We start from the raw sequence: 21,935 nt of genomic DNA on the forward strand, positions 1-21,935 counted from the left end.
AGGTGGGGCGGGCTTCTCACCGGTGCGACCCGGTGCAAGCAGGTGTACGTCAGGGCGCTTGGAGGTCGACCAGTTCGGCCAGTGCCTCCCGGTGGCCGCCCGCGGTGCCGTACGCGATCGAGTCCGCCTTGGCCCGCTTCAGGTACAGATGCGCGGGATGCTCCCACGTCATGCCGAGACCGGCGTGCAACTGCACTGCCTCCTCGGCGGCATGCACGGCGACGGGCGCCGCGTACGCCTGGGCGACGGCGACCGCCACATCGGCGTCCGCGCTCCCGGTGGCCAGCGCGTCGGCGGCGTTGCGGGCCGCGGCACGCGCGTTGACGACCTCCAGCCACAGCTGCGCGAGCCGGTGCTTGAGCGCCTGGAACCCGCCGACGGGCCGGTTGAACTGCTTGCGTTCCTTCAGGTAGCGGACCGTCTCGGTCAAGCACCAGTCGGCGAGGCCGAGTTGCTCGGAGGCGAGAAGCCCGGCTCCGGCGCGCAGGGCCCGTCGTACGGCGGGTTCGGCGGGGCCCAGCCGGCGTGCCCGCACCCCGTCGACGGTGACCGTCGCGACCGGCCGGGTCAGGTCGAGGGACACTCGCGGCGTGACCGTCACGGCGTCGGCGTCCACTGCGTACAGCGCGCCGTCCGCCGCGGGAACCAGCAGCACATCGGCGCTCGCCGCGTCCGCGATCCCCGTCAACTCCCCGTACAGAAGGCCGCCTTCATTTCGTACGTCCTTGTAGGCGCCGCCCGGCGCCACGGACAGCGCGACGGCGAGCGCGCCCACGGTCCGCCCGGACGCCAGCTCCGCCAGCAGTTTCCTGGCCTCGTCGCCCTCGCAGGCGAGCAGCGCCTCGGTCGCGACGACGGCACTGGTGAGATACGGCACGGGCGCGACGGCGCGGCCCAACTCCTCCAGGACGACGCCGACTTCGCGATGCGTGGCGCCCTGGCCGCCCTGCGCCTCGGGCACGAGGAGACCGGCGAGGCCCATCCCGTCCGAGAGCGCCTTCCACAGCTCGGGGTCGTGCGGCCCGTCCGACTCCGTACGGGCGATGACGCCGGCCGGATCGCAGTGGTCGGCGAGGAGACCGCGGACGGCTGACCGCAGCGCCTCTTCCTCCTCCGAATACAGCAGATCAGTCATCGCGCCAGGTCCTTCCATGCGACGTCCTTGTCGCTGCGCGGCTCGGACGGCAGGCCCAGCACGCGTTCGGCGACGATGTTCAGCAGGACCTCGCTGGTCCCGCCCTCGATGCTGTTGCCCTTGGAGCGGAGGTAGCGGTAGCCGGCGTCGCGGCCGGTGAAGTCGACGAGTTCGGGGCGCCGCATCGTCCAGTCCTCGTACAACAGGCCTTCCTCGCCGAGGAGTTCGACCTCCAGACCGCTGATCTCCTGGTTGAGCCGGGCGAACGCGAGCTTCAGGCCGGAGCCCTCGGGGCCGGGTTGGCCCGCGACGAGCTGCTGGCGCAGCCGCTCACCGGTGAGGCGGGCGACCTCGGCCTCGACCCACAGCTTGAGAAGGCGCTGGTGCAGGTCATGGGTGCGCAGGTCGGGGCGCTCGCGCCAGGTCTTCGAGACCGGGCCGATCATGCCGCCCTCGCGGGGAATGCGCATGCCGCCGATGGAGACCCGCTCGTTCATGAGCGTGGTCTGCGCGACCCGCCAGCCGTCACCGACCTCGCCGAGGCGGTGGGCGTCGGGGATGCGGACGTCGGTGAGGAACACCTCGTTGAACTCGGCCTCGCCGGTGATCTGGCGCAGTGGCCGCACCTCGACGCCCGGGTCGGTCATGTCGCAGACGAAGTAGGTGATGCCCTGGTGCTTGGGCACGTCCGGGTCGGTGCGCGCGATGAGGATCGCCCAGCGGGCCAGGTGGGCGCTGGACGTCCACACCTTCTGGCCGTTGACCACCCATGAGTCGCCGTCACGGACGGCCCGCGTGCCGAGCGCGGCCAGGTCGGAGCCGGCGCCCGGCTCGCTGAACAGCTGGCACCAGACCTCCTCGCCCACCCAGAGAGGCCTGAGGAAGCGGCTCTTCTGCTCGTCCGTGCCGAAGCCGAGGATCGTCGGCGCGGCCATGCCCAGGCCGATGCCGATGCGCCGCGGATCGTTGTCCGGCGCTCCCGCGGCCTCCAACTCGGCGTCCACGACGGCCTGCAGGGAGCGCGGCGCACCGAGTCCGCCGAGGCCCTCCGGGTAGTGCACCCAGGCGAGACCGGCGTCGAAGCGGGCCTTGAGGAAGTCGAGGCGGTCGGTCGTGGCGGGAGGATGCGCGGCGAGCAGCTCCTGGGTGCGGCGGCGCAGTTCGGCGGCGTCGGTCATACGGCTGCTCGCCTCTCGGACGTCTCGAGAGAGGGCACCACGGTGACGCGGCCGGTGGTGACGCCGTCGGCGACCCGCTGGACGGCAGCGGCTGCGCCGCTCAGCGGCACCCGTTCGCTGACGAGCGGCTTGATCGCACCCCGGGCGGCCAGCTCGGTCAACTGCTCGTGGCAGCGCAGGACCAGCTTCGGGTCCTTGGTGTTGTACAGGCCCCAATGCAGGCCCATGATCGAGTAGTTCTTCACCAGCGCGTGGTTGAGGCCCGGGCTCGGGATGCTGCCGCTCGCGAAGCCCACGACGACGATGCGGCCCTCGAAGGCGACGACCTTGGCGGACTGCGTGTAGGCCTCGCCGCCGACAGGGTCGTAGACGACGTCGACGCCGCGCCCTCCGGTCGCCTCCTTCACGGCGGCGACGACATCCTCGGCACGCCGGTCGACGACCACGTCGCAACCCAGCTCGCGGGCGACGACCGCCTTGTCGGCGCCGCCCACGACGCCGATGACCTTGGCGCCCACAGCCTTGCCGAGCTGGACGGCGGCCGAGCCGACGCCCCCGGCGGCCGCGTGCACCAGCAGCGTCTCGCCCGCTTCCAGGTGTGCCCGGCGGTGCAGTCCGAACCAACCCGTCTGGTAGCCGATATGGAGGGCGGCGGCCTCAGCGTCGTCCAGCGACTCGGGTGCGGGCAGCACGGCCGCGGCATCCGCGACGGCGTACTCGGCGAAACCGCCGTGCGGCAGGGCGGGGTTGGCGACGACCCGCCGGCCGTCCTCGGTCTCGCCGCAGATCTCCACGCCCGGTGTGAACGGCAGCGGGGGCCTGACCTGGTACTGCCCGCGGCACATCAGGACATCCGGGAAGTTGATGTTCGCGGCACGCACCTTGAGCAGGACCTGCCCCTCGCCGGGCACCGGCCGCGCCACGTCGTCGAGCCGCATCACCTCACCCGGCTCACCGTTCCGGTGCACTTGCCATGCCTGCATGCGGGGCCTCCAGGACTGCGTCGTCTGAGCGGGCTCCACCGCATACTAAGCGGTCGCTTGCCGATCAGGGAACACTCGTGCCGGTCGCGTCCGTCACGAACGGGCCGGCCGCGCCCGTACGTGCATCCGCTCCCCCTGCGGCCCGAAGAGGCTCAGGAACTCCACCGGCCCCTCCCCCGTCGACCCGAACCAATGGGGCACGCGCGTGTCGAACTCGGCGGCCTCGCCGGCACCGAGCACGACGTCGTGCTCGCCGAGCACGAGACGCAGCCGTCCGGAGAGTACGTACAGCCACTCGTAACCCTCGTGTATCCGCGGTTCCGGTTCGAGTTTGCGGGCGGGTTCGAGCACCTTGAAGGCCTGGAGGCCGCCGGGCTGGCGGGTGAGCGGCCAGTGTGTGCGGCCGTAGCGGAGGATGGGCTTGGCACGGATCCTGGGGTCGCCCACCGGCGGGGCTCCGACCAGTTCGTCCAGGGGTACCTGGTGGGCCCTGGCGATGGGCAGGAGCAGCTCCAGGCTGGGTTTGCGCAGGCCGGACTCCAGGCGGGAGAGGGTGCTCACGGAGATGCCGGTGGCCGCGGACAGACCGGCGAGGGTGGCTCCGCGCTCCTTCCGGATACGACGCAGGCGCGGCCCGACCTCCGCGAGGACCTCGTCGGTGGCGGCGCCTGGACCGGTGTCGGTCTCCTCGTGCTCCTCGTACTCCTCGTGCTCACGCATGTTCATATTGCAGTTTCGGCAAAGAGGTTTGTCAATACGGCAGCGGTCGAGCGACCTTCTTGGTGGAGGTGGTCACCATGACCGTGAGGACCGAGAGGTACGACATGACCGACAGCTACGAAGTGGTGGTCGTCGGAGGCGGCGCGGCCGGGCTCTCAGCGGCGCTCGTCCTGGGCCGGGCGCGGCGCCGGGTACTCGTCGTCGACGCGGGAGAGCCGCGCAACGCGCCCGCCGCGCACATGCAGGGCTATCTGTCGCGGGACGGGATGCCGCCCGCCGAGTTCCTCGCCGAGGGACGGCGGGAGATCGAGCGGTACGGGGTGGAGCTGGTCCGGGACCGGGCGGTGGACGTCGTCCGGGACGACGCCGGGGAGTTCGACGTGGTCCTCGCGGGTGGGCGGACCGCGCACGGACGCCGGCTGATCATCGCGACCGGCCTGGTGGACGAACTGCCGCCGGTGCCGGGGGTCGCCGAGCGTTTCGGGCACGACGTGCTGCACTGTCCGTACTGCCATGGCTGGGAGGTCCGCGACCAGGCCTTCGGTGTCCTCGCCACCACGGGCATGAGCGCCCACCAGGCACTCATGCTCACGCAGTGGTCGAAGGACGTCACCCTGTTCCTGCACACGGTCGCCGAGACCGAACTCCCCGACGAGGACCTGCGCAAGCTGGCCGCGGTCGGCGTGAAGGTGGTCCCCGGCGAGGTCGCGGGTCTCGTCGTCGACGACGACCGGCTCACCGCGGTCCGCCTCGCGGACGGGTCCGCACACGAGCGTTCCGTGCTCTTCGTGGCACCCCGGTTCGTCCCGCGTACGGCGCTGCTGGAGCGGCTCGGCGCCGACATGGAGGAGACCCCGCTCGGCGTGTATCCGGCTGTCGACGAGACAGGCCGCACGAGCGTGCCCGGCCTCTGGGCCGCCGGCAACGCGACGAGCTTCACGGAACAGGTCGTGAACGCGGCCGGTGCGGGATACCGCGCGGCGGTCGCGATCAACGGCGAGCTGATCTTCGGTGACATCGAGGCGGCGGTGGCGGGGGGCTGAGGCATGTCGGCCCGCTGCTCAAGCGCCCCGTAAGGGGCGCGGGGCTGTCACATTATGCGGCTCCGCCGCGATGGGGGTCCCCCCACTCATGGGCGTCCCCCCGCTCATGGGGGTCCCCCCGCTCATGGGGGTCCCCCCGCTCGAGCGAAGTCGAGAGTGGGGGAGAAGCCGAGAGTGGGGGAGCGACCAGCCACATACGACCCGCAGTGAGCCACAAGCCCCCGGCCCTGGCCGCAGGCCGGGCGTAGGGGCCCTGCCACAGATACCGGGGTCAGGTCACAGGCAAGGGGCCAGGCCGGCTCCGTACCCTGGGCGCCCGGCGGCAGCGCGTTGCACCATGGCTGCATGCTGTTCGCCCGGCTTGCCCGTGTGTCCCAGGAGGTCGCCGCCACGTCGGCGCGGTCCCGGAAGATCGGTCTGCTGGCCGAGTTGTTCCGGGACGCGGAGGCGGAGGAGGCACCGGTCGTGATCCCGTATCTGGCGGGACGACTGCCGCAGGGGCGGCTCGGCGTCGGATGGAAGGTGCTGAGCCGGCCCGTCGTCCCGGCCGCGGAGCCCACGCTCACCGTGCTGGACGTGGATGCCCGGCTGACCGAGCTGGGCGCGGTGTCCGGCGCCGGATCACAGGCCGAACGGATGCGGCTGGTCGGTGAGCTGATGGCGGCGGCCACCCAGGACGAGCAGCGGTTCCTGTTCGGGCTGCTGAGTGGTGAGGTGCGGCAGGGCGCGCTCGACGCGGTCGCCGTCGAGGGGCTCGCCCAGGCCACCGGGGCGCCCTCGACGGACGTACGGCGGGCTGTCATGCTCGCCGGCGAACTCCGGACCGTGGCCGAGCGGCTGCTCGCCGACGGGCCGGAGGCCCTCGACGAGTTCCGGCTCACCGTCGGCCGTCCCGTCCTGCCGATGCTGGCGCACACCGCCTCGTCCGTCACCGAGGCGATCGACAAGCTCGGCGCCTGCGCGGTCGAGGAGAAGCTGGACGGCATCCGCGTCCAGGTCCACCGCGCCGGCGACGACGTGCGCCTCTACACCCGCACTCTGGACGACATCACCGACCGTCTGCCCGAACTCACCGCGGCGGCGAGGCAGTTGAAGGGCGAGCGGTTCATCCTGGACGGCGAGGTCATCGCGTTCGACGAGGGCGGGCGGCCCCGGTCCTTCCAGGACATCGCCGGCCGCGTGGGCTCCCGCGTGGACGTCGCCACGGCCGCCGAGGCCGTCCCCGTCTCCCCGGTCTTCTTCGACGCGCTGTCCGTGGACGGCCGCGACCTGCTCGACCTGCCGTTCGCCGCCCGCCACGCGGAGCTGGCCCGGCTGGTGCCCGAACCCATGCGCGTACGCCGCACTCTCGTGGCCGAGCCGGCCGACGAGGAAGCACGCGCCACCGCCGAGCGGTTCCTGGTCGACACGATCAGGCGCGGCCATGAGGGCGTCGTGCTGAAAGCCCTCGACGCTCCCTACAGCGCGGGGCGGCGTGGAGCCTCCTGGCTGAAGGTCAAACCCGTGCACACGCTGGACCTGGTCGTGCTGGCCGCCGAGTGGGGCCACGGGCGGCGCACCGGCAAGCTGTCCAACCTGCATCTGGGCGCGCGCGATCAGGACGGCTCCTTCGCCATGCTGGGCAAGACCTTCAAGGGCATGACGGACGCGATGCTGGCCTGGCAGACCGAACGGCTCCAGGAACTCGCCGTCGAGGACAGCGGCCACGTGGTGACCGTCCGCCCCGAGCTCGTCGTCGAGATCGCGTACGACGGCCTGCAGCGGTCCACCCGCTACCCGGCGGGCGTCACCCTCCGCTTCGCCCGGGTCGTCCGCTACCGCGAGGACAAGACCCCGGCGGAGGCCGACACCGTCGAGACCCTGCTCGCCGCGCACCCGGAGGTCACCCCGTGACCGCCGCGAAACGCAGCGCGGGCCTGCTGCTGTATCGCCACACCGACAACGGCACCGAAGTGTTGCTCGGCCACATGGGCGGACCGTTCTTCGCGCGGCGCGACGCCGGGGCGTGGACCGTCCCGAAGGGCGAGTACGACCCCGACGAGGCGGCCTGGGACGCCGCCCGCCGCGAGTTCCAGGAGGAGCTGGGGCTGGCGCCGCCGGACGGCGAGGCCGTGCCGCTGGGCGAGGTCAGGCAGCAGAACGGCAAGATCGTCACGGTCTGGGCGATCGAGGCGGACCTCGACGTGGCGACCGTGGTCCCCGGGATCTTCACGATGGAGTGGCCGCGGGGCTCGGGCCGCGTCCAGGAGTTCCCCGAATTGGACCGCGTGGAGTGGCTCGGCCTCGACCGGGCGAGGACGGTGATCATCAAGGCCCAGGCAGCGTTCCTGGACCGCCTGGAAGAGCATGCGGACTGAGGCGACTACGCCGGGCCTACGCGGATTCGACCATGTCCGGCGCGGTACTCGCGCCCCAAAGGGGCGCGAGGAACTGCGCGACCAGCCACAGACGGCCTGTATCAGGAGGTCAGCCAATGCCCATCGCGACGGTAAATCCGGCGAACGGCGAGACGCTCAAGACCTACGACGCCCTGGGCGCCGAGGAGATCGAGCACCGGCTCGCGACCGCCGAGGCCGCGTTCCGCACCTATCGCAAGGCGTCGTACGCCGACCGCGCCCGGCTCCTCGACAAGGCCGCCGATCTGCTGGACGAGGACCAGCAGGACACTGCCCGCCTGATGACCACCGAGATGGGCAAGCCGGTCACGCAGGCCCGCGCGGAGGTCGCGAAGTGCGCGAAGGCGATGCGCTGGTACGCCGACCACGCCGGGGAACTCCTCGCCGACGAGGAGCCCCCGGAGTCCGAGGCGAAGGACTCGGGCGCCTCCCGGGTGCTGGTGCGCTACCGGCCGCTCGGCCCGGTGCTCGCGGTGATGCCGTGGAACTTCCCGCTCTGGCAGGTGATCCGGTTCGCCGCGCCCGCGCTGATGGCGGGCAACGTGGGCCTGCTCAAGCACGCCTCGAACGTCCCGCAGACCGCCCTCTACCTGGAGGACCTGTTCCGCCGGGCGGGCTACCCGGAGGGCTGCTTCCAGACGCTGCTCATCGGTTCCGGCGAGGTGGAGGGCATCCTGCGCGACCCACGCGTCAAGGCGGCCACCCTGACCGGCAGCGAGCCGGCGGGCCGCGCGGTCGCCTCCGTCGCCGGGGACGAGGTCAAGAAGACGGTCCTGGAGCTGGGCGGCAGCGACCCTTACGTGGTGATGCCGTCGGCCGACATCGACCGGGCCGCGAAGACCGCGGTGACCGCCCGCGTGCAGAACACCGGGCAGTCGTGCATCGCCGCCAAGCGGTTCATCGTGCACACGGACGTGTTCGACGCCTTCGCCGAGCGCTTCACGGCGGGCATGAAAGCGCTCAAGGTGGGCGATCCCATGGACGAGGACACCCAGGTCGGGCCGCTCTCCAGCGAGCAGGGGCGCAGCGCTCTGGAGGAGCTGGTCGACGACGCGGTCGAGAGCGGCGCGACGGTCCTCTGCGGCGGCGAACGCCCCGACGGCTCCGGCTGGTACTACCTGCCGACCGTCCTCGCCGACGTCACTCCCGAGATGCGTATCCACCACGAGGAGAGCTTCGGCCCCGTCGCCACGCTCTACCGCGCCGCCGACCTGGACCAGGCGGTGGCCATCGCCAACGACTCACCGTTCGGACTGAGTTCCAACGTCTGGACCCGAGACGAGGCCGAGGTCGACCGTTTCGTACGCGATCTGGAGGCCGGCGGGGTCTACGTCAACGGGATGACGGCGTCCCACCCGGCGTTCCCGTTCGGCGGGGTCAAGCGGTCCGGTTACGGGCGTGAGCTGTCGGGACAGGGAATCCGCGAGTTCTGCAACATCACCACCGTATGGCACGGAGCGTGAGGGTTCCGCAGTTACGATCCCCTCTGTGAACCGCGAAGTGACCCTCCCTCTGATCGTCGACGACCGCGGCACGTTGCAGGTGGCGGCCGCCGACGTCAGCAAACTGCTGCGCACGGTGGGCGGCCGGTGGCTGCATCTGGTGGAGGCCGGGCAGGAGGGCCTCGACGAGGACACCGTCGCCACCCTCACCATCGAACTCGCCAAGCTCGCCGACCGCATCGACGTCGCCTGCATCGCGCACAGCAGTGGGACGACCCCCGACTGACCGAATGAACAACCGCGTGCTGAACAACCGCGTGCTGAACAACCGCGTGTCAGGCCTGCCCGTGCGTCAGGCCTGACGCTGGTCGAGCTCCCACAGCGCGTGCCAGAACCCTGCCTCGGACGTCTGCAGCAGGTTGCCGTAGCGGTGGACGCGTCCCTCCTCTATCCGTCCCGCGTCGAGCCCCGCCTGCACGGCTGCCAGCGCCTTCTGTTCGAGGTCGGGCGCGGGCTCGGCGAAGAAGTCGAAGAAGCCGCAGGCCTCGTCGTCGAAGCCGTACCGGCCGCGCAGGGCCTCGGCGATCCTGGCGCAGTAGCCGCCCCAGGCCGCGAAGTTGGCGCTCAGCGCGAGCACCACCTCGGCCGGCGAACCGTTCAGGGCGAGCCAGGCCACGTACGCGGGATAGGCCTGACAGTCCGTGAGCGGCTCGTACGCCGCCTCCTTGGCCTCGTCCACACCGCAGGCGGCGGCGTACGCACCGAGCCGTTCCTGGGCCAAGGCTTCACCCTCCGCGAGCATGCGGAAAAAGGCAGCGGATTCCGGCTCGGCGGGCTCCGGCTCGGCGGCCGGGCTTCCACCGGCCGACCGTTCGGCCAGATGGAGGAACGCCCGCCGGTCCGCGGCGATCACCTCGCGCTGTTCCAGGGCGAGGGCCGCGAGCGTGTCGCGCCGTGCCGCGCCCCGGGCGATCAGCGGCAGGAGGCGGTTGGCGTGCGGGTCCGGAGCGAGCTTTCCGGTGGTGGTCTCCAGCAGTTCCCTGGCCGTCCGCGTCATCGCGTACTCCTTCGGTTCGGCTGACTCGAGGCCCCTTCGACCAGGGTCCCACGCCTTTCCGGGGGTCCCCGATCTGGAGTAATCCGACGAGATATCCCCGCCCGGTGGGGTGATCGTGGTGAAACCACCCTTCCGCCGAGGAGAGGGAGTTCCCCGGCGGGCGAGAGAAGGCGCAGGCACATGGCGACTTTGTGCAGACCCGCGGTCTCTGTTCCGGAATACGTGATCACCATGGAGGAGACGCTCGAGCTGGCGCGCTCCCGCCATGCGGACCACCCCCAGCTGGCGCTCGCGCTCCGGCTGATCGAGAACACCGGCGTACGCACCCGGCACATCGTGCGGCCCATCGAGGAGACGCTGAAGCACCCCGGCTTCGAGGAGCGCAACAACGTCTACGAGGCAGAGGCGAAGGCCCGCGTCCCGGCGGTCGTCCAGCGGGCACTCGACGAGGCCGAGCTCCTCGCCGCCGACATCGACGTGATCATCTACGTGTCGTGCACGGGCTTCATGATGCCCTCCCTGACGGCCTGGCTGATCAACTCGATGGAGTTCACCAGCGACACCCGCCAGATACCCATAGCCCAGCTCGGCTGCGCGGCCGGCGGTGCCGCGATCAACCGGGCGCACGACTTCTGCACCGCCTACCCCGAGGCCAACGCCCTCATCGTGGCCTGCGAGTTCTGCTCGCTGTGCTACCAGCCGACCGACATCGGCGTCGGCTCGCTGCTGTCCAACGGTCTGTTCGGGGACGGGATCGCCGCGGCGGTGGTCCGCGGACGCGGCGGCGAGGGCATCAGCCTGGAGCGCAACGGTTCGTACCTGATCCCCAAGACGGAGGAGTGGATCATGTACGACGTGCGGGCGACGGGGTTCCACTTCATGCTGGACAAGCGGGTGCCGACCACGATGGAGCCGCTCGCCCCCGCTCTGCAGGCGCTCGCGGGACGGCACGGCTGGGACGCCTCCGAGCTGGACTTCTACATCATTCACGCCGGGGGTCCGCGGATCCTCGACGACCTCAGCAAGTTCCTCCAAGTGGCACCGGAGGCCTTCCGGTTCAGCCGGGCGACGCTCACCGAGTACGGGAACATCGCCAGCGCCGTCGTCCTGGACGCGCTGCGCCGGCTGTTCGAGGAGGGCGGCTCCCACCACAGGGCGCGCGGACTGCTCGCCGGGTTCGGCCCCGGCATCACGGCCGAGATGGCGCTGGGCCGCTGGCACCGACCGACCGAAGCACCGACCGACCGAAGAGATGGCGTGACATGACCATGAACGAAGAGACCACGACGGTACCGCCGGTACGGCACTGGCCCGCCCTGGATCTGACGGGGGTCGACTTCGACCCCGTACTGTCCGAGCTGATGCGCGAGGGTCCGGTCACCCGGATCAAGCTGCCCAACGGCGAGGGCTGGGCCTGGCTGGTGACGCGCTACGACGACGTACGGCTGGTGACGAACGACGCCCGGTTCAGCCGCGCGGAGGTGGTCGGCCGTCAAGTCACCCGCCTGGCACCGCACTTCATCCCCGCGCCGGGCGCGATGAGCTTCGTCGACAAGCCCGACCACGCCCGGCTGCGCAGGGCGGTGAACGCCGCCTTCACCACGCGGGGCGTGGAGCGGCTGCGCGCGAACGCCCAGGAGACCCTGGAAGGGCTGGTCGACGGGATGCTGCGGGACGGTCCGCCCGCCGACCTCATCGAGCGGATCCTCGCCCCCTTCCCGATCACCGTCATCTGCGAGCTGATGGGCGTCCCGGCCACCGACCGGCACACCCTGCACACCTGGACCCAGGCGATCCTCTCCTCCACCCAGGGCGCCAAGGCCAGCGAGCAGGCCAAGCGGGACATGGAGCTGTACTTCGCCAAGCTGATCGCCGAGCGGCACGGCGCGACCGGCGAGGACGTGACCTCGCTGCTGGGCGCGGCGGTGGGCCGGGGCGACATCACCGAGGAGGAGGCGGTGGCGCTCGCGGGGCCGATCCAGATCGGCGGCGAGGCCGTCACCAACAACACCGGGCAGATGCTGTTCATCCTGCTCACCCGGCCCGAGCTGTTCGACCGCCTGCGCGAGGAGCCGGAGCTGCGCCCACAGGCCCTCGACGAACTGCTGCGCTTCATCCCGCACCGCAACGCCGTCGGCCTGTCCCGCATCGCCACGGAGGACGTGGAGATCAGGGGCGTACGGATCCGGAAGGGCGACCCGGTGTACGTCTCGTACCTGGCCGCCAACCGCGACCCGGACGTCTTCCCCGACCCCGACCGGATCGACTTCGAGCGCGACCCCAACCCGCATCTGGCGTTCGGGCACGGACCGCACTACTGCGTGGGCGCCATGCTGGCCCGCCTGGAGTCGGAGCTGATGGTGAACACGCTCCTCGACCGGATCCCGACACTGCGCCTGTCGGTCTCGGCCGACGAGGTGCCGTGGCGGCGCGGTGCGCTGATCCGCGGGCCCGAGGCCCTGCCCGTCACCTGGTGACCGCGCTCACCCCGTCCGAGGGTCTGCTGGTGCTACCGGGCCACGGCCGTACGGTCCGCACCCCGGCCCAGCACGTGACGTTCAAGGTGACCGGCACGCACTCCCGGACGGCGTCCAGCTTCGAGGTGGTCGTACCGCCGGGCTTCGACGTCGGCGCCCACGTCCACACGCGCAGCGAGGAACTGTTCTACGTGCTCGAAGGCGAACTGGACGTACTCGCCTTCGAGCCGCGGGACCGAACCCCCGACAACTGGCAGCACTGGGAGTCGGCTTCCGGCAACCGCGTCGTACGCGCCACCCCGGGCACGGTCATCGTCGTGCCACCGGGGTGCCCGCACGCGTTCGCCAACCCCACCGGCGCCCCGGCGAAGATGTTCTTCCAGGCGTCACCGCCGCCGGACCACGAGCGGTATTTCGAGGAGTTGCTGGAGATCCTCGACTCCGGCGGCCCACCGGACTGTGCGGCGATCGAGGAACTGCGGGCACGGTACGACATCGAACAACTCACACCGCTACGGCACCGATGAGCCCCGACAGGGGCGCGGGGCTGTGACATCGTGCGGCTCCCCCGCGGGGCGCGGGGCTGTGACATCCGACCGGCGGTCCGAGTCGAACCGCACCCCCAACGGCGCTACCGAATCGGCATCCCCGCCAACGTCCGCGCGATCACCAACCGCTGAATCTCACTCGTACCCTCGAAGATCGTGTAGATAGCGGCGTCCCGATGCATCCGCTCCACCGGATACTCCCGCGTGTACCCATTGCCACCAAGGATCTGAATCGCCTGACCGGTGACCTTCTTCGCGGTCTCACTGGCATACAGCTTCGACATGGACCCCTCGGCCGCGGTGAACGGCTTGCCATTCACGGCCATCCAGGACGCACGCCACACCAGCAACCGAGCAGCGTCGATCTGGGTCCGCATGTCGGCAAGCTGAAAAGCGACACCCTGGTTGTCGATGATCGGACGCCCGAACTGCTCACGCGTCTTGGCGTACTCGAGGGCTTCCTCGTACGCGGCCCGGGCGGTGCCGACCGCCATCGCACCAACAGCCGGGCGAGACGCCTCGAACGTGGCCATCGCCGCGTTCTTCACGCGCTCCCCGTTGCCCGCCTTCGCCCGCTCACGCGCACGGGCAAGACGCTGGTCGAGCTTCTCCTTGCCGCCGAGGAGGCAGGAGCCGGGAACACGGGCGTTCTCCAGGACGACCTCGGCGGTGTGGGAGGCGCGGATGCCGTGCTTCTTGAACTTCTGCCCCTGGGAGAGGCCGGGCGTGTTCGGCGGGACGATGAAGGACGCGTGGCCCTTGGAGCCCAACTCGGAGTCGACGACCGCGACCACGACATGGACGTTGGCGATACCGCCGTTGGTCGCCCAGGTCTTCGTGCCGTTGAGGACCCACTCGTCCTTGGCCTCGTCGTAGACGGCACGCGTGCGCATGGAGGCCACGTCGGAGCCGGCGTCGGGCTCGGAGGAGCAGAACGCGGCGACCTTGACATCGTTGGCATCGCCGTACATCTGGGGGATCCAGGTGCCGATCTGCTCCTCGGTGCCGTTGGCGAGGACGCCGACGGCGGCGAGGCCGGTGCCGACGATCGACAGGGCGATGCCCGCGTCGCCCCAGAACAGCTCCTCCATGGCCATGGGTATGCCGAGGCCGGTGGGGTCGAAGTACTGCTGGGCGTAGAAGTCCAGGGAGTAGATGCCGACCTTGGCGGCCTCCTGGATGACCGGCCACGGCGTCTCTTCACGCTCATCCCATTCGGCGGCCGCGGGGCGGATCACATCGGCGGCGAACCCGTGGATCCAGTCCCGGACCTCCTTCTGTTCGTCGTTGAGCTCCATGGTGAACTCGGCCATGTCCCCTCCAACGCTGTACTCGCATGTTACTTGCGGTAACAGTAGCCTGTTACCGGCAAGTAGGAAAAGTCAACTCCCGGTCCTCGCTCGGCAACCCGTTCGAGGCAGAATCGCCTGCGGGTGTTACGTTGCGCAGGCGTCACCGAATCAGCACGGGTGGGGAGAGCTCATGGACACCACGCAGCGGACCGATCAGCAACGGTCCGCCGACCGCCGTCGGCGCGAGCTGCTGGAGGCCGCCGACCGGGTGGTGCTCCGCGACGGCCCCGGCGCCTCGATGAACGCCATCGCCGCCGAGGCGGGCATCACCAAGCCAATTCTGTACCGGCACTTCGGTGACAAGGGCGGACTGTACGCGGCCCTCGCCAAGCGCCACACCGACGCCCTGCTCGGAGCGCTGCGCGCCGCCCTGGACGCGCCGGCCGAGCGCCGGGAGCGGGTCGAGGCCACGCTCGACACCTATCTCGCGGCGATCGAGGCACGCCCGCAGGTGTACCGCTTCCTGATGCATCCGTCGGACGGTGTCTCACCGGGCGACCCGGGCTTCGACGTCGGGAAGCACTCCGCTCCGCTGCTGCGCCGCATGGGCGAGGAACTCGCCGAGGTCATCGAGGAACGCGTCGACCTCGGCCCGCACAGCCAGCAGCTGGCACGCGTCTGGGGACACGGCATCGTCGGCATGATGCACGCGGCCGGCGACTGGTGGCTCGGCGAACGCCCTTGCGCACGCTCTGAGTTGGTACGCGCACTGGCGGACCTGCTGTGGGGCAGGCTGGCGGCGGCGGGCGACAAAGTAGGCGGGCCCGGCTTCTGACTGGGGGCCAAGGGGCGGGCCCCGTCTTCTGACTCCGGTGCACGACAGAGCCCTCTCAGGGGCGCGGGGCTGTGGCATATGCGGCTCCGCCGCGATGGGGGTCCCCCCGCTCGAGCGGAGCCGAGAGTGGGGGAGCGACCAGCCACAACGAACCCGCAGCCGCCCAACAGAACTCAACGCCCCCAAGACGCCCGCGCAGCCTGTCTCATAACCCGGCGCCGGCGCCACCCACTGAGCCGATCCACATACAGCCCACCGTCAAGGTGATCACACTCATGCTGAAGGCACCGGGCGAACCACCCGGTCCCATGCACCCGCACCGGCTCACCATCCACCGTGGACCCCTCAACCACCGCATGGTCGTACCGCTCGGTCCCCGCCTCCAGCCCCGGCAACGACAGACACCCCTCAGGCCCGCGCAACACCACCCCGTCCGTCTCGACCAGGCGCGGGTTCACCACATGCCCCACGTGCCGCCGCTCCTCGTCGTCCGGGCAGTCGTACACAAAGACCCGCAGCGCCGTACCGACCTGATTCGCGGCAAGACCGACCCCCTGCGCCGCGTACATCGTCGCGAACATGTCCTCGACGAGACGTGCCAGTCGAGGCCCGAACTCCGTGACCTCTTCACACCGTGTGTGCAACACGGGGTCGCCGAGCAAAGACAAAGGAAGGACGCGCCCTTGGGCACCCGGGATCGAGCCGTGTCGCATAGCCGCAAGGGTACGGTCGTCAATAGTCGCGCGAGTGCGCGGTGGGGCCGCGGTGGTGCCGCGATTCGGGCCGGTGGGTGGATCTCGATAGGCTGAGGGCCACACGTTGCCGGGAACAGGGGCGCGGCGCCGTACGCAAGGAGGATCGGGAACTGATGGCAGGCAACTCGGACCCGCTGTCGCCGCGGGCCAAGCTGGCCGTGACGGCGGGCAAGGCGGTCGCAGCGGCGTCGCGCGCCGCGGGCCGTGGCAGCGGATCGGTGATCGGCGGCCGGGTGGCACTCAAACTCGACCCCGACCTGCTGGCCCGGCTGGCACAGCACCTGGACGTCATCCTGGTCTCGGCCACCAACGGCAAGACCACCACGACCCGCCTGATCGCGGAGGCACTGCGCGCCGCGGGACCCGTCGTCTCGAACGCGCTGGGCGCGAACATGCCCGCCGGCATCACCTCCGCGCTGGCCGGCGGCTCGGACTCGCGGTACGCCGTCATCGAGGTGGACGAGAAGTACCTCTCCGGCGTCGCGCGGGACACCGACCCGAAGTGCATCGCGCTGCTCAACCTCTCCCGTGACCAGCTCGACCGCGCCGCCGAGACCCGCATGATGGCCGAGCACTGGCGCGAGGGCCTGGCCGGCTCCAAGGCCGTCGTGGTCGCCAACGCCGACGACCCGCTGGTCGTGTGGGCCGCGTCCTCCTCGCCGAATTTGGTGTGGGTGGCCGCCGGTCAGATGTGGAAGGACGACGCCTGGTCCTGCCCGTCCTGCGGCGGTGTGATGCAGCGCCCGGGCGACGACTGGTTCTGCGGCGAGTGCGGCTTCCGCCGTCCGACGCCCAGCTGGGCCCTCGCCGGTGACCACGTCCTCGACCCGCACGGTTCGGCCTGGCCGATCCACCTCCAGCTGCCGGGCCGCGCCAACAAGGCGAACGCCGCCTCGTCGGCCGCCGTCGCGGCCGTCTTCGGTGTGCCGCCGCAGGTCGCCCTGGAGCGTATGTACCAGGTGCAGGCCGTGGCCGGACGCTATGACGTCGTGCAGTTCCTGCAGCGCGATCTGCGTCTGCTGCTCGCCAAGAACCCCGCGGGCTGGCTGGAGACCTTCTCCCTGATCGACCCGCCGCCGACCCCGGTCATCCTGTCCGTGAACGCGCGCGGCGCCGACGGCACCGACACCTCCTGGCTGTGGGACGTCGACTACACCCGGCTCAGCGGCCACCCGATCTTCGTGCTCGGCGACCGGAAGCTGGACCTCGCCGTGCGTCTGGAGGTCGCCAACCAGTCCTTCCAGGTGTGCGAGAACCTCGACCAGGCCGTGCAGATGGCGCCGCCCGGACGCATCGAGGTCATCGCGAACTACACCGCCTTCCAGGATCTGCGCCGCCGCGTCGGCAACTGATCACCCAGGCACGTACCCCAGGCACGTAAAGGACACCGAGGACACTGACCATGAGTGACAACAGCCTGCGTCTGGTGTGGATCTACCCCGACCTGCTGAGCACGTACGGCGACCAGGGCAACGCGCTCGTCGTGGAGCGCCGGGCCCGCCAGCGCGGTCTGGACGTGGCGCGTCTCGACGTACGCAGCGACCAGGCCATCCCCACCTCCGGTGACATCTACCTGATCGGTGGCGGTGAGGACCGGCCGCAGCGGCTCGCGGCCGAGCGGCTGCGCCGCGACGGCGGTCTGCACCGCGCGGTCAGCAACGGCGCGATCGTCTTCTCGGTGTGCGCCGGCTACCAGATCCTGGGCCACGAGTTCATCAACGACCTCGGCCAGCGCGAGCCGGGCCTCGGTCTGCTCGACGTGGTCTCCACGCGCGGCGAGGGCGAGCGGTGCGTCGGCGACGTACTCGGCGACATCGACTCGCGCCTGGGTCTGCCGCAGCTGACCGGCTTCGAGAACCACCAGGGCATCACCCACCTCGGCCCCACCGCGCGCCCGTTCGCGCAGGTCCGGCTCGGTAAGGGCAACGGCACGGGCGACGGCACGGAAGGCGCGTACAACGGAACCGTCTTCGGTACGTACATGCACGGGCCCGTGCTGGCCCGCAACCCGCTGATCGGGGACCTGCTGCTGAAGCTGGCGCTCGACGTCAACGCGCTGCCGCCGATCGACGACCGGTGGTACGAGGCGCTGCGCTCCGAGCGCATCTCGGCTGCTCAGCAGCCCGCCTGACCCCACGCGCACAGCCCGTCTGGCGGTGGTTCCGCTCACGTGTGCGGGGGCGTCCAGCAGGCGGACGCACGATGCGGACTCGCCCCCTGCCGCCGGTAGGGTGGCGAGGTCCTGCCGGACAGCGTGGTCCGGTTCCGGCCCACGCTGAGAAGGTATTTCGGGCTATGCGCATTGGTGTCCTCACGTCCGGCGGCGACTGCCCCGGCCTGAACGCCGTCATCCGGTCCGTCGTGCACCGCGCCGTCGTCGACCACGGCGACGAGGTCATCGGCTTCCGGGACGGCTGGAAGGGCCTTCTGGAGTGCGACTACGTCAAGCTCGACCTCGACGCCGTGAGCGGAATCCTGGCTCGCGGCGGCACCGTGCTCGGCTCCTCCCGCGTCCAGCCGGCGCATCTGCGTGACGGTGTGGAGCGGGCCAGGGGGCATGTCGAGGAGCTCGGGCTCGACGCGATCATCCCGATCGGCGGCGAGGGCACGCTCAAGGCGGCCCGCCTCCTGTCGGACAGCGGCCTGCCGATCGTCGGCGTGCCGAAGACCATCGACAACGACATCGCGGTCACGGACGTCACCTTCGGTTTCGACACGGCTGTGGGAGTGGCGACCGAGGCCCTGGACCGGCTGAAGACCACCGCCGAGTCCCACCAGCGGGTGCTGATCGTCGAGGTCATGGGCCGCCACACCGGCTGGATCGCGCTGCACTCCGGCATGGCCGCGGGCGCGCACGCCATCGTCGTGCCGGAACGGCCCTTCGACATCGAGGAGTTGGCCACCAAGGTCGGCGAACGCTTCTCCGCGGGCAAGAGGTTCGCCATCGTCGTCGCCGCGGAGGGCGCGAAGCCTCGCGAGGGGTCGATGGAGTACGACGAGGGTCGCAAGGACGTCTACGGGCACGAGCGGTTCGCGGGCATCGCCCGGCAGCTCTCCATTGAGCTGGAGGAGCGGCTCGGCAAGGAGGCTCGTCCGGTGATCCTCGGGCATGTGCAGCGTGGTGGTACTCCGACCGCGTACGACCGTGTTCTCGCGACCCGATTCGGCTGGCATGCCGTGGAGGCTGTGCACCGGGGGGAGTTCGGGAAGATGACGGCGCTGCGCGGGACGGACATCGTGATGGTGTCGCTCGCGGAGGCGGTCGAGACGCTGAAGACGGTGCCTGAGGAGCGGTACGCCGAAGCGGAGTGCGTACTTTAAGAAGTTTGGCGGCTGCGGGTTCGTCGTGGCTGGTCGCTCCCCCACTCTCGGCTCCGCTCGAGCGGGGGGACCCCCATCGCGGCGGAGCCGCACAATGTCACAGCTCCGCGCCCCTTGAAACTGCCCCCGGCGGCTGTCGCCGCCGGGGGCAGTTCTAGTCTGGTCCCGGACAGACAGCGCACAACCCGTACGAATCAGGAGCCGGTGGATGGATCACGGCGAGCACGGCATGACGATGGATCTGCCGCCGTTCACGCTGGGGCGGGGGCTCGAGTGGTCTGCCGACCCGTTCTTTCTCACCGCCTGCCTCCTCGGGCTGGCCCTGTACGGGTGGGGTGTGGTGCGGCTCGTACGGCGCGGTGACACGTGGCCCGTCGGACGGACCGTGGCGTTCGTCGTCGGTGTCCTGACCGTCGTGCTCGTGCTGTGCACCAAGCTCAACGACTACGGCATGGTCATGTTCAGCGTGCACATGGTGCAGCACATGGTGATCAGCATGCTGTCGCCGATCCTGATCCTGCTCGGCGCGCCGATCACGCTGGCGTTGCGCGCGCTGCCGGTAGCGGCCCGCAGGGGCGGCAAGGGGCCGCGCGAGCTGCTGCTCGCGCTGCTGCACAGTCGGTTCATGCGGATCATCACGCATCCGGCGTTCACGATTCCGCTGTTCATCGCGAGCCTGTACGCGCTGTACTTCTCGCCGATCTTCGACTTCCTGATGGATTCGAAGACGGGCCACATCGTGATGATGAGCCACTTCCTCGCCGTCGGCCTGGTGTTCTTCTGGCCGATCATGGGCGTCGATCCGGGTCCGCACCGGCCCGGGTACCTGATGCGGATGCTGGAGCTGTTCGCGGGCATGCCGTTCCACGCGTTCTTCGGTATCGCGCTGATGATGGCGTCCGGGCCGATGGTCGAGACGTACGAGAACCCGCCCGCCTCGCTCGGTATCGACGCGCTCTCCGACCAGAACGTGGCCGGCGGCATCGCCTGGGCGTTCAGCGAGATCCCCTCGGTGCTCGTGCTTCTCGCGCTGCTCTTCCAGTGGTACCGCTCCGAGCAGCGGCAGGCGCGGCGCGCGGACCGGGCCGCCGATCGCGACGGCGACAAGGAACTCGAGGCGTACAACGCCTATCTGGCCTCACTGAACACACACGGTCGCTGAGTCCCTTTTCTTCTTTCAGTCACTTCGTGCACTCTGGGAATTCCCCTTGACTGAAAGGCTTTTCCATTCAGTAGCATGATGCGCTACGCCCTGCTTCCGCTCTGCAGGGTGACGGGGGAAACCGCCGGGGGGAGCGGTCATGACAATTCACGCATGCTTGCAAAGGGCCGGGAAATCTGTGGCCCGAAGGCTCGCTGTTCTACTCGCTGCCGTGCTGATCCTCAGCGGATGCAGCGAACAGCGCCTGTTCACGGTGAAGGCCGTTGCCGCCGGGGTGTCGTCACTCGCACCTTTTTTCGAAGAGGACGGCTCGCTGGGCGAGGACTCAAAGGTCACGTCGCAGCAACCGCACAGCGGCCTGCAGCAGGGGAACAGCCCTGGTCTGTACGGGGGCACGTCGAAGCCGACGGTCTGTGACGTCGACCGGCTCAAGGATTTCCTCACTGACCCCGACAACCGGCAAAAAGCCCGGGAATGGGCCCGTGTCGTGGGCATTACGCCTGATCGGATCGAGGAGTACATCGACGGCCTCACACCTGTCCTCCTGCGTCACGACACGCTTGTGAAGAACCACGACTACAAGAAGAGCAAAGCAGTCCCCTTCGACGCATTGCTGGAGGCGGGGATCGCCGTATTGGTGAACGACCAGGGACTTCCCGCCGTGAAGTGCTCGTGCGGAAATCCGTTGCGGAGCTTCGACAAGGATCCCGAGAAGATCTCGGTCAAGTTCGAAGACGGTAACAAAGAGTGGGACGGTTACGAGAAGTCCTCCGTGGTCGCCGTCAAGCCCTCGCCCCAGCCGCTTGAGCGCATCGCGCTCGTGGACGTGGACAATCCGGACCGGGGCATCAACCGCCCGGTCGGCAGCGAGGGCGAGAGCGACACGACGTTCGACGCGACCGAGCAGCACGCGGTGCCGTCCGTGGCCGGGATGACCTTCAACCAGGCCAGTCAGCGACTGTCGGAGCTCGGGCTGGCAGTGGCGTACTCCGGCTCCGGGGACGAACTGCCGACAGGTGACGCGTCGGTGACAGGGTCCGATCCCGGTCCGGGGACGAAGCTGCGGTTCGGGGATGCCGTGGCGCTGAGCCTGGGCGAGGGCACGGAATCGGGCTCGGGCTCGGGCTCGGGCTCGGGCGGGGGCAGCACCGATCCGTCGCCGTCCGACGAGGAGTCGACGCCGGGCGGCGGAACGCCGTCTGAAACGGAGACGACACCGGGCGGCGGAACGCCCACCGAGACAGAAACCACACCCGGCGGCAGCACGCCCACCGAGACGGAAACCACACCCGGCGGCGGGACGCCCACCGAGACCGACTCCACGCCGACGGAGTCACCGACTCCCTCGGACTCGACCCCAACCGCGACCCCCACCGCGACGGCGACAGCGACCTCAACCCCGACCAGTCCGCCGTCCACGACCAGGCCCACATCCGTCAAGCCGACGCCCGCCGAGCCCACGCCCGTCGACCCCACATCCGTCGAGCCCCCGACGAGTGAACCGGCATCCAGCGAACCGGTATCGAGCGAACCCGTCTCGTCCAGTGAGCCGGCCACCGGCGATCCCGCCCAGAGCCCGGCGTGAGCCCAC

21 protein-coding genes are annotated in these 21,935 nt (G+C 70.2%); 14 read left to right on the forward strand and 7 right to left on the reverse strand.

What is annotated here, in order from left to right; all coding sequences use genetic code 11:
* Window positions 1-49 precede the first annotated feature (49 nt).
* From ACTWQR_RS24190 to ACTWQR_RS24205, 4 genes are all read right to left on the reverse strand, one after another.
* A complete protein-coding gene (locus ACTWQR_RS24190; RefSeq protein ID WP_443229235.1) occupies window positions 50-1,135 on the reverse strand; it encodes an acyl-CoA dehydrogenase family protein in 1,086 nt (361 codons plus the stop codon).
* On the reverse strand, window positions 1,132-2,313 hold the full coding sequence (locus ACTWQR_RS24195; RefSeq protein ID WP_443229236.1) for an acyl-CoA dehydrogenase family protein: 1,182 nt from the start codon (window positions 2,311-2,313) through the stop codon (window positions 1,132-1,134). The genes ACTWQR_RS24190 and ACTWQR_RS24195 overlap by 4 nt, the downstream gene beginning before the upstream one ends.
* On the reverse strand, window positions 2,310-3,296 hold the full coding sequence (locus ACTWQR_RS24200) for an NADPH:quinone oxidoreductase family protein (RefSeq protein WP_443229237.1): 987 nt from the start codon (window positions 3,294-3,296) through the stop codon (window positions 2,310-2,312). The genes ACTWQR_RS24195 and ACTWQR_RS24200 overlap by 4 nt, the downstream gene beginning before the upstream one ends.
* 93 nt (window positions 3,297-3,389) lie before the next feature.
* Window positions 3,390-4,016: a helix-turn-helix domain-containing protein gene (locus ACTWQR_RS24205; protein WP_443229238.1), complete on the reverse strand. Its 627-nt coding sequence runs from the start codon at window positions 4,014-4,016 to the stop codon at window positions 3,390-3,392.
* A gap of 77 nt (window positions 4,017-4,093) precedes the next feature.
* On the opposite strand from ACTWQR_RS24205, the gene ACTWQR_RS24210 reads away from it, so the two are divergent.
* The 5 genes from ACTWQR_RS24210 (at window position 4,094) to ACTWQR_RS24230 (ending at window position 9,183) form a co-directional block, all read left to right on the forward strand.
* Window positions 4,094-5,059 carry an NAD(P)/FAD-dependent oxidoreductase gene (locus ACTWQR_RS24210; RefSeq protein WP_443229239.1) on the forward strand — a complete coding sequence of 322 codons (966 nt, stop codon included), beginning with the start codon at window positions 4,094-4,096 and terminating at the stop codon, window positions 5,057-5,059.
* A gap of 345 nt (window positions 5,060-5,404) precedes the next feature.
* Window positions 5,405-6,952, forward strand: coding sequence for an ATP-dependent DNA ligase (locus ACTWQR_RS24215; protein ID WP_443229240.1), 1,548 nt, complete (start codon window positions 5,405-5,407; stop codon window positions 6,950-6,952).
* The gene (locus ACTWQR_RS24220) at window positions 6,949-7,416 is read left to right on the forward strand and encodes an NUDIX domain-containing protein (protein ID WP_443229241.1); all 468 of its coding nucleotides are present in this window, start codon (window positions 6,949-6,951) and stop codon (window positions 7,414-7,416) included. Before ACTWQR_RS24215 ends, ACTWQR_RS24220 begins: the two co-directional genes overlap by 4 nt.
* A 116-nt stretch (window positions 7,417-7,532) precedes the next feature.
* On the forward strand, window positions 7,533-8,918 hold the full coding sequence (locus ACTWQR_RS24225) for an NADP-dependent succinic semialdehyde dehydrogenase (protein ID WP_443229242.1): 1,386 nt from the start codon (window positions 7,533-7,535) through the stop codon (window positions 8,916-8,918).
* Window positions 8,919-8,943: 25 nt separating this feature from the next.
* Complete coding sequence (locus ACTWQR_RS24230; protein ID WP_443229243.1) at window positions 8,944-9,183, forward strand: DUF6213 family protein; 240 nt, start codon at window positions 8,944-8,946, stop codon at window positions 9,181-9,183.
* A gap of 66 nt (window positions 9,184-9,249) precedes the next feature.
* On the opposite strand, the gene ACTWQR_RS24235 is transcribed toward ACTWQR_RS24230, so the two are convergent.
* Entirely contained in the window at window positions 9,250-9,954 is a 705-nt protein-coding gene (locus ACTWQR_RS24235; RefSeq protein ID WP_443229244.1) for a transcriptional regulator, read from the reverse strand.
* 180 nt (window positions 9,955-10,134) lie between these two features.
* Between ACTWQR_RS24235 and ACTWQR_RS24240 the strand changes: the two genes are divergently transcribed.
* The 3 genes from ACTWQR_RS24240 to ACTWQR_RS24250 are packed head-to-tail and all read left to right on the forward strand — an operon-like array spanning window position 10,135 to window position 12,958.
* On the forward strand, window positions 10,135-11,220 hold the full coding sequence (locus ACTWQR_RS24240; RefSeq protein ID WP_443229245.1) for a type III polyketide synthase: 1,086 nt from the start codon (window positions 10,135-10,137) through the stop codon (window positions 11,218-11,220).
* 2 nt (window positions 11,221-11,222) lie between these two features.
* Window positions 11,223-12,431: a cytochrome P450 gene (locus ACTWQR_RS24245; RefSeq protein ID WP_443229319.1), complete on the forward strand. Its 1,209-nt coding sequence runs from the start codon at window positions 11,223-11,225 to the stop codon at window positions 12,429-12,431.
* The gene (locus tag ACTWQR_RS24250) at window positions 12,428-12,958 is read left to right on the forward strand and encodes a cupin domain-containing protein (protein WP_443229246.1); all 531 of its coding nucleotides are present in this window, start codon (window positions 12,428-12,430) and stop codon (window positions 12,956-12,958) included. Before ACTWQR_RS24245 ends, ACTWQR_RS24250 begins: the two co-directional genes overlap by 4 nt.
* 104 nt (window positions 12,959-13,062) lie before the next feature.
* On the opposite strand, the gene ACTWQR_RS24255 is transcribed toward ACTWQR_RS24250, so the two are convergent.
* Window positions 13,063-14,292: an acyl-CoA dehydrogenase family protein gene (locus ACTWQR_RS24255; protein WP_443229247.1), complete on the reverse strand. Its 1,230-nt coding sequence runs from the start codon at window positions 14,290-14,292 to the stop codon at window positions 13,063-13,065.
* Between the two features lie 169 nt (window positions 14,293-14,461).
* On the opposite strand from ACTWQR_RS24255, the gene ACTWQR_RS24260 reads away from it, so the two are divergent.
* On the forward strand, window positions 14,462-15,106 hold the full coding sequence (locus ACTWQR_RS24260) for a TetR family transcriptional regulator (RefSeq protein ID WP_443229248.1): 645 nt from the start codon (window positions 14,462-14,464) through the stop codon (window positions 15,104-15,106).
* Window positions 15,107-15,279: 173 nt separating this feature from the next.
* Here the strand turns inward: ACTWQR_RS24260 and def are convergent, their stop codons facing one another.
* Complete coding sequence (gene def / locus ACTWQR_RS24265; protein WP_443229249.1) at window positions 15,280-15,819, reverse strand: peptide deformylase; 540 nt, start codon at window positions 15,817-15,819, stop codon at window positions 15,280-15,282.
* A gap of 155 nt (window positions 15,820-15,974) precedes the next feature.
* On the opposite strand from def, the gene ACTWQR_RS24270 reads away from it, so the two are divergent.
* The 5 genes from ACTWQR_RS24270 (at window position 15,975) to ACTWQR_RS24290 (ending at window position 21,929) form a co-directional block, all read left to right on the forward strand.
* Window positions 15,975-17,213 carry a MurT ligase domain-containing protein gene (locus ACTWQR_RS24270; protein WP_443229250.1) on the forward strand — a complete coding sequence of 413 codons (1,239 nt, stop codon included), beginning with the start codon at window positions 15,975-15,977 and terminating at the stop codon, window positions 17,211-17,213.
* A 50-nt stretch (window positions 17,214-17,263) separates the two neighbouring features.
* Entirely contained in the window at window positions 17,264-17,992 is a 729-nt protein-coding gene (locus ACTWQR_RS24275; RefSeq protein WP_443229251.1) for a type 1 glutamine amidotransferase, read from the forward strand.
* A 164-nt stretch (window positions 17,993-18,156) separates the two neighbouring features.
* Window positions 18,157-19,182 (forward strand): 6-phosphofructokinase, encoded by a 1,026-nt coding sequence (locus ACTWQR_RS24280; RefSeq protein ID WP_443229252.1) that lies wholly within the window; start codon window positions 18,157-18,159, stop codon window positions 19,180-19,182.
* Window positions 19,183-19,390: 208 nt separating this feature from the next.
* Window positions 19,391-20,344, forward strand: a complete 954-nt coding sequence (locus ACTWQR_RS24285; RefSeq protein WP_443229253.1) for a cytochrome c oxidase assembly protein — start codon at window positions 19,391-19,393, stop codon at window positions 20,342-20,344.
* 211 nt (window positions 20,345-20,555) lie between these two features.
* Window positions 20,556-21,929, forward strand: a complete 1,374-nt coding sequence (locus ACTWQR_RS24290; RefSeq protein WP_443229254.1) for a DUF6777 domain-containing protein — start codon at window positions 20,556-20,558, stop codon at window positions 21,927-21,929.
* Window positions 21,930-21,935 lie beyond the last annotated feature (6 nt).

Origin of the sequence: Streptomyces sp. 2A115 (genome assembly GCF_052245575.1) — a bacterium.
Taxonomy (GTDB): Bacteria; Actinomycetota; Actinomycetes; order Streptomycetales; family Streptomycetaceae; genus Streptomyces.

What these genes read in the sequence shown, in the direction of transcription:
- ACTWQR_RS24270 (WP_443229250.1), top strand. Translation starts at nt 15,975, where the DNA reads ATGGCAGGCAACTCGGACCCGCTGTCGCCGCGGGCCAAGCTGGCCGTG.
- def (WP_443229249.1), bottom strand. Translation starts at nt 15,819, where the DNA reads ATGCGACACGGCTCGATCCCGGGTGCCCAAGGGCGCGTCCTTCCTTTG.
- ACTWQR_RS24205 (WP_443229238.1), bottom strand. Translation starts at nt 4,016, where the DNA reads ATGCGTGAGCACGAGGAGTACGAGGAGCACGAGGAGACCGACACCGGT.
- ACTWQR_RS24280 (WP_443229252.1), top strand. Translation starts at nt 18,157, where the DNA reads ATGCGCATTGGTGTCCTCACGTCCGGCGGCGACTGCCCCGGCCTGAAC.
- ACTWQR_RS24260 (WP_443229248.1), top strand. Translation starts at nt 14,462, where the DNA reads ATGGACACCACGCAGCGGACCGATCAGCAACGGTCCGCCGACCGCCGT.
- ACTWQR_RS24200 (WP_443229237.1), bottom strand. Translation starts at nt 3,296, where the DNA reads ATGCAGGCATGGCAAGTGCACCGGAACGGTGAGCCGGGTGAGGTGATG.
- ACTWQR_RS24190 (WP_443229235.1), bottom strand. Translation starts at nt 1,135, where the DNA reads ATGACTGATCTGCTGTATTCGGAGGAGGAAGAGGCGCTGCGGTCAGCC.
- ACTWQR_RS24245 (WP_443229319.1), top strand. Translation starts at nt 11,223, where the DNA reads ATGAACGAAGAGACCACGACGGTACCGCCGGTACGGCACTGGCCCGCC.
- ACTWQR_RS24240 (WP_443229245.1), top strand. Translation starts at nt 10,135, where the DNA reads ATGGCGACTTTGTGCAGACCCGCGGTCTCTGTTCCGGAATACGTGATC.
- ACTWQR_RS24210 (WP_443229239.1), top strand. Translation starts at nt 4,094, where the DNA reads ATGACCGTGAGGACCGAGAGGTACGACATGACCGACAGCTACGAAGTG.
- ACTWQR_RS24285 (WP_443229253.1), top strand. Translation starts at nt 19,391, where the DNA reads ATGGATCACGGCGAGCACGGCATGACGATGGATCTGCCGCCGTTCACG.
- ACTWQR_RS24225 (WP_443229242.1), top strand. Translation starts at nt 7,533, where the DNA reads ATGCCCATCGCGACGGTAAATCCGGCGAACGGCGAGACGCTCAAGACC.
- ACTWQR_RS24195 (WP_443229236.1), bottom strand. Translation starts at nt 2,313, where the DNA reads ATGACCGACGCCGCCGAACTGCGCCGCCGCACCCAGGAGCTGCTCGCC.
- ACTWQR_RS24235 (WP_443229244.1), bottom strand. Translation starts at nt 9,954, where the DNA reads ATGACGCGGACGGCCAGGGAACTGCTGGAGACCACCACCGGAAAGCTC.
- ACTWQR_RS24215 (WP_443229240.1), top strand. Translation starts at nt 5,405, where the DNA reads ATGCTGTTCGCCCGGCTTGCCCGTGTGTCCCAGGAGGTCGCCGCCACG.
- ACTWQR_RS24255 (WP_443229247.1), bottom strand. Translation starts at nt 14,292, where the DNA reads ATGGCCGAGTTCACCATGGAGCTCAACGACGAACAGAAGGAGGTCCGG.
- ACTWQR_RS24275 (WP_443229251.1), top strand. Translation starts at nt 17,264, where the DNA reads ATGAGTGACAACAGCCTGCGTCTGGTGTGGATCTACCCCGACCTGCTG.